General features: G+C 71.5%; 5 protein-coding genes. All 5 read right to left on the bottom strand.

The annotated features are described in order from the left end of the window. Positions 1–121 precede the first annotated feature (121 nt). The gene (locus BJP40_RS29370) at positions 122–577 is read right to left on the bottom strand and encodes an Lrp/AsnC family transcriptional regulator (protein ID WP_023589679.1); all 456 of its coding nucleotides are present in this window, start codon (positions 575–577) and stop codon (positions 122–124) included. Positions 578–587: 10 nt separating this feature from the next. Beyond that, positions 588–2063, bottom strand: a complete 1476-nt coding sequence (locus BJP40_RS29365) for an amino acid permease (RefSeq protein ID WP_071283600.1) — start codon at positions 2061–2063, stop codon at positions 588–590. 498 nt (positions 2064–2561) lie between these two features. Then, entirely contained in the window at positions 2562–4004 is a 1443-nt protein-coding gene (locus BJP40_RS29360) for a GuaB1 family IMP dehydrogenase-related protein (protein WP_071283597.1), read from the bottom strand. Between the two features lie 177 nt (positions 4005–4181). Next, positions 4182–5231: a sugar-binding transcriptional regulator gene (locus BJP40_RS29355; RefSeq protein ID WP_175499858.1), complete on the bottom strand. Its 1050-nt coding sequence runs from the start codon at positions 5229–5231 to the stop codon at positions 4182–4184. 95 nt (positions 5232–5326) lie between these two features. Next, positions 5327–6010, bottom strand: a complete 684-nt coding sequence (gene rpe, locus BJP40_RS29350) for a ribulose-phosphate 3-epimerase (protein WP_071283594.1) — start codon at positions 6008–6010, stop codon at positions 5327–5329. Positions 6011–6326 lie beyond the last annotated feature (316 nt).

The raw sequence follows: 6326 nt of genomic DNA, 5'->3' as shown, positions 1-6326 counted from the left end.
GGGGGGGAGCTGCGGCGTACGAGCCGGAGCAGCGGGTGCGGGCCGACGCACGGGCGTCTCCGGGCCGCGGGCCGGTGACGGGCTTCCGCCACCGGACGTGCGCGGGTCAGCCGCGCGCGGGCTACGCGGGCGAGCCGGAGGAGAACCGCCGCAGCAGCGGCGACAGCACCAGCACCGACTTCGTGCGCTCGACGAACGGCTCTCCCGCGATGCGCTCCAGCACGCGCTCGAAGTGGCGCATGTCGGAGGCGAAGACCTGGACGATCGCGTCCGCCTCCCCCGTCACGGTGGACGCGGACGCGATCTCCGGGTAGCGCTCAAGACCGCGCTGGATGGTCTCGGGCGAGGTGTTGCCCCGTGCGTAGATCTCGATGAACCCCTCGGTCTCCCAGCCGAGCGCCGCCGGGTCCACCCGTACGGTGAAGCCGGTGATGGCGCCCTCGGCCCGGAGCCGGTCCACGCGCCGCTTCACCGCGGGGGCGGACAGTCCGACGAGCGAGCCGATGTCGGCGTAGGAGCGTCGGGCGTCCTCCGCGAGGGCGTGGACGATGCGTTCGTCGAGGTCGTTCAGTCGCACGGGCGGTGGATCACTTCTCTGCGGGGGTGGCCAGTCTGGAGCGGCGCATGCCGTACAGGAAGTAGAACACGAGGCCCGCGGCCATCCAGAGACCGAAGGCGATCCACGTCGCCGTGCCGAGCTCCGTCATGTTGAAGACGCAGAAGCCGAAGCCGAGCACGGGGAACAGCGGGCCGAACGGCACCTTGAAGGAGCGCTCCATGTCGGGCCGGGTGTAGCGGAGCACGACGACCGCGATGTTGACCAGGCCGAAGGCGAAGAGGGTGCCGATGCTGGTGGCGTCGATGAGGTGGCCCAGCGGGATCAGGCCGGCCAGGACGGCGCAGAACACGGACACAATGATCGTGCCGACGCGCGGCGTGCCGGTCTTCCGGTCGACCTTGCCGAACGCCTTGGGGACGAGTCCGTCGCGGGACATCGCGAACAGGATGCGGGTCTGGCCGTAGAGCACGGCGAGGACGACGCTCGCGATGGAGATGACGGCGCCGGCGGCGAGCAGCGTGCCGAAGAACGTCTGGCCGCTCACGTCGTTCATGATCGCCGAAAGGGAGGCCTCGGAGCCCTCGAACTTCGTCCAGTTCCAGGCGCCCACGGCGACCCCGGCGACCAGCACGTACAGGACCGTCACGATGAGCAGCGACAGCATGATCGCGCGGGGCAGGTCGCGCTTGGGGTTCTTGGCCTCCTCGCCGGCCGTGGAGGCGGCGTCGAAGCCGATGTACGAGAAGAAGAGCATCGCGCCGGCGCCGGTGACGCCCGCCATGCCGAGCGGCATGAAGTCGGCGTAGTTGCCGGACTTGAAGCCCATGAAGCCGACGGCGCAGAAGAGCGCCAGCGCGCCGATCTTCACGACGACCATGATCGTGTTGACGCGGGCGGACTCGCGGGCCCCACCGAGCAGGAACACCATGGCGAGGAGGACCACGAGCACCGCGGGGACGTCGATGATGCCGCCGTCGGTGGGCGCCGAGGAGAACACCTCGGGGATGGTGACGCCGATGGTGCCGCTGAGCAGTTCGTTGAGGTAGTCGCCCCAGCCGACGGCCACGGCGGCGACCGACACGCCGTACTCGAGGATCAGGCACCAGCCGCAGACCCAGGCGACGAGTTCGCCCATCGTTGCGTATGCGTACGAGTACGAGGAGCCGGAGACGGGGATCGTGCCGGCCAGCTCGGCGTACGACAGGGCCGAGAACAGCGCGGTGAGGCCGGCGATGACGAAGGAGATCGTGACGGCCGGTCCCGCGACGGGGACGGCCTCGCCGAGGACGACGAAGATCCCGGTGCCGAGGGTGGCACCGATGCTGATCATCGTGAGCTGCCACATGGTCAGCGAGCGGCGGAGGGAACCGCCCTCGCCCTGGCCACCCTCGTTGACCAGGGCTTCCACCGGCTTGCGTCGCCCGAGAGCGGCGAGCGGGGAGGCCGCGGGGGGCTTGGAGGCGGATGGCTCGGTGGCCGGTGGGGCTGCGCCGTGGTCGAGCACTGCGTGGCTCCTTCATCGCTGCGGGGGTCGGGACAACGGCGACCGACGGCGGTGCGGGCAGCGGGGAACAGCCCACGGAAGAGCCCAGGGGAAGGGGGGACCGCCGAGCAGGCGGTCACCGCCACTCCAGGTACGAGCCCAGAGCCTAAGCCCCGGAGCATCGCAGTCGTAATGCATCGTTGTTGCGTATCAGCGGATGATCATTGCACACTTCGGGCACAGACGGGAAAACATTGCGCGCTGCTGCACGAAACAGCACATTGGGGCGCTGAACGACGAAATCGCCGGGCCCCTCCGCGCGCGCTCGACAGCCCGGAGGCCGGTCGCGGCGGCGCGGGGCGCCCGCCACCGCGGGCGGACGGCCGGCTCCCGCCGGAGAGGGCGCGGGGCTTCGGCCACGTCGGGGCGGCCGGTTCCGGCCCGGGACGCGACGAGGAGCCGCCCCCGTACGTGGACGGGGGCGGCTCCTCGGGACGTGCGCGGGCAGGGCCCGGGTGCTCAGCTCCAGCTGGCGTGCAGCGGCTTGCCCTCGGCGTAGCCGGCGGCGCTCTGGACGCCGACGACGGCCTTCTCGGCGAACTCCTCCAACGACCCGGCACCGGCGTAGGTGCAGGACGAGCGGACGCCCGCGATGATCGAGTCGATGAGGTCCTCGACGCCCGGTCGCGTCGGGTCCAGGTACATCCGGGAGGTGGAGATGCCTTCCTCGAACAGGCCCTTGCGGGCGCGGTCGTAGGGCGACTCCTCGCTGGTGCGGTTGCGCACGGCACGCGCGGACGCCATACCGAAGGACTCCTTGTAGAGGCGGCCGTCGGCGTCCTGCTGGAGGTCGCCGGGCGACTCGTACGTACCGGCGAACCAGGAGCCGATCATCACGTTGGACGCGCCGGCGGCGAGGGCCATGGCGACGTCGCGCGGGTGGCGGACACCGCCGTCGGCCCACACGTGCTTGCCGTGCTTCCTCGCCTCGGCGGCGCACTCCAGGACGGCGGAGAACTGGGGGCGGCCCACGCCGGTCATCATGCGGGTGGTGCACATCGCGCCGGGGCCGACACCGACCTTGATGATGTCGGCGCCCGCCTCGACGAGGTCGCGGACCCCCTCGGCGGAGACGATGTTGCCCGCGACGATCGGCACCTGCGGGTCGAGGCCGCGCACGACCTTGATCGCGTTGATCATCGACTCCTGGTGGCCGTGCGCGGTGTCGATCACGAGCGTGTCCGCACCGGCGTCCAGCAGTTGCTTGGCCTTGCCGGCCACGTCGCCGTTGATGCCGACGGCGGCGGCGACGCGCAGCCTGCCGCGGTCGTCGACGGCCGGGCTGTACAGGGTGGCGCGCAGCGCGCCCTTGCGGGTCAGGATGCCCGCGAGCCGGCCGTTCGCGTCCACCGCCGGGGCGTAGCGGCGGTTGTGGTGGTCGAGGGTGTTGAACGCCTCGCGTGGGTCGATGTCGGCGTCCAGGAGCAGCAGGTCCTTGGACATGACCTCGGAGAGCTGGGTGAAGCGGTCCACGCCGGTCAGGTCGGCGTCGGTGACGACGCCGACGGGCCGCTGCTCGCCGTCCACGACGACGCCGGCGTTGTGCGCGCGCTTGGGCAGCAGCGACAGGGCGTCCGCCACGGTCTGATGGGGCTCCAGCACGATGGGCGTGTCGAGGACGTGGTGACGGCTCTTGACCCAGGTGACGACGTCGGTGACGACGTCGATCGGGATGTCCTGGGGGATGACGACGAGGCCGCCGCGGCGGGCGACGGTCTCGGCCATGCGGCGGCCCGCGATGGCGGTCATGTTGGCGACGACCAGCGGGATGGTGGTGCCGGTGCCGTCGGGGCTGGAGAGGTCCACGCCCTGCCGGGAGCCGACGGCCGAGCGGCTCGGCACCATGAACACATCGTCGTACGTGAGGTCGTACGGCGGCTTCAGGTCATTGAGGAAACGCACGTGCTGAACATCCCAGTCGTTCGGAGGTGGCCCCCGGGCGTCTCAGCCAGGGGGAGAAGCACGTACTTCATTCTCCCATGCCGACGGGCGTTCGAACCCCAGGCGAAACCTCCAGGTCACAGCGGGTGACCTGGGAGGTTCCTCCAAGCCTGGTGGCGGGCGGCCGGTCCGGGCGGGTCAGGCGTTGTCCGGGTCGAAGCGCTCCAGCGCGGGGCGGGGGCCAGGCTGCGACTGGGTGAGCAGGTGGTCCGCGGCGACGGTGTCCGTGACGAGGCTGGTGACGAGGCCGGAGCGCAGGACGGCGCCGATGGCCGCGGCCTTGCGGCGACCGCCCGCGATGGCGACGACCTCGGGGATGCGGCGCAGCCGGTCGGCCTCGACGGTGATGCAGCGCTCGCCCAGGTCGCGGCCGACGCGGCGGCCCGACGCGTCGAAGAGGTGCGCGGACATCTCGGCGGCGACACCGAGGGACGCGTAGTGGGCGCGCTCCTCGTCGGACAGCATGTCGTGGACGGTGGAGATGCCGGGTTCCCAGGAGCCGATGGACACCGCGGCGACCGTCACCTTGTCGAAGTACTCGAAGGCCCGGGCGATGCCGGTCTGCTCGCGCAGTGCGGCGGCGGTGGCCGGGTCGGGCAGCAGCATGGGTGCGTAGATGGGGTGCGCCTCGCCGCCGGAGACCTGGGCGGCGCGGCGGACGGCCTCCACGGAGCCCCGCTCGGCGGTCCCCGCGTCGTAGACGCCGGTCAACTGGACGACGGTGCAGGGGGGCAGCCGGTCGAGCGCGGCGGCCATGTGGATGGTGGACCGGCCCCAGGCCAGGCCGAGGACATCGCCTTCGTTCACCAGCTCGCCGAGCAGGTCGGCCGCGACCTCGCCGAGGTTCTCGGGGTCGGGCGACTCGTCCTCGCCTTCGGCGGGCGACTCGACCACGACGGCGTGGCGCAGGCCGTAGCGGGCGCGCAGCGCGTCGGAGCGCTCCGCGTCCAGTTCCGCGGGGACCCGGATCTCGATGCGTACGAGGTCCCGTTCCAGGGCGGTCTCCAGGACCCGGGCCACCTTGAAGCGGCTGACGCCGAACTCCTCGGCGATCTGGATCTTGGACTTGCCCTCCAGGTAGAAGCGCCGGGCCATGGCCGCCGCCTGCACCAGCTCCGCGGGTCCCATCCGCAGGGCTGGACGTCCCGCCGACATTGCAGACACCGCGTTCTCCTCACTGCTGTTCACACTCCGGATCGCCCATACTCGCAGATCCGATGGCCGTTGATCAGTCCTGTTGGTTTGCGTTCATCTGCCGGTGACCAACCGGTGGCCCGGCGTGTTCAGTGGCCGCAGGCCCAGGCCGCTCCGGCGATGGTCCGGCGGGCCTGGTCCCGCAGCTCGCGCACGGCGGCGCCCGGGTCGTCGGCACCGTACACGGCGGATCCGGCGACGAAGACGTCCGCGCCCGCCTCGGCGCACCGCTCGATCGTGGAGGCGGACACACCGCCGTCCACCTGGAGCCAGAGCTCCAGACCGTGCTTGGAGATCAGCTCACGGGTGCGGCGGATCTTGGGCAGCATGATGTCGAGGAACGCCTGCCCACCGAAGCCGGGTTCAACCGTCATGATCAGCACCATGTCGAGTTCGGGGAGCAGGTCCTCGAAGGGCTCGATGGGGGTGGCCGGCTTGAGCGCCATGGAGGCCCGGGCGCCCTTCGCCCGGATCTCGCGGGCCAGTCGCACGGGAGCGGCCGCGGCCTCCACGTGGAACGTGACGGAGCCGGCGCCCGCCTCCACGTACTGGGGCGCCCAGCGGTCCGGGTCCTCGATCATGAGGTGGCAGTCCAGCGGGGTGCCCGTCGCCCTGCTGAGCGACTCGACGACCGGCACGCCGAGGGTCAGGTTGGGCACGAAGTGGTTGTCCATGACGTCGACGTGGAGCCAGTCGGCCCCGTCGACGGCACCGGCCTCCTCGGCAAGCCGGGCGAAGTCGGCGGACAGGATGCTCGGATTGATCTGGGCCATGTGCCAAGCCTGCCATGCTCGACGGCGCCTGTTCGACGCGATCCCGCGCGAGGACGGGACGAGCCATAGACAGACCTCCCCTTTCCCGGCATATCGCCACCCTGCCGCCCAGGGGCCTGTTCCCCGCCTCATCCTTCGCGCGCCTCCTGCGCGATCTCGGCCCCCACTTCGCCGTACGGGCCGTCGAGGAGGCCCCCGGCCACCGGGAAGATCCACGCGGCGGCGGCCAACGGCGGCAGCCCCACTCCTCCGGCTCCCTGACGGGTGGGTCGGCGGCGGTACCTGCGAGGGGCTCCGGCTCCACTGGTGGCCCGGC

It is taken from the genome of Streptomyces sp. CC53 (genome assembly GCF_001865245.1).
Classification (GTDB): Bacteria; Actinomycetota; Actinomycetes; order Streptomycetales; family Streptomycetaceae; genus Streptomyces.
The sequence above is the reverse complement of the archived record's forward strand: the minus strand, read 5'-3'. Positions and strand labels throughout refer to the sequence as shown.

What these genes read in the sequence shown, in the direction of transcription:
- rpe (WP_071283594.1), bottom strand. Translation starts at nt 6,010, where the DNA reads ATGGCCCAGATCAATCCGAGCATCCTGTCCGCCGACTTCGCCCGGCTT.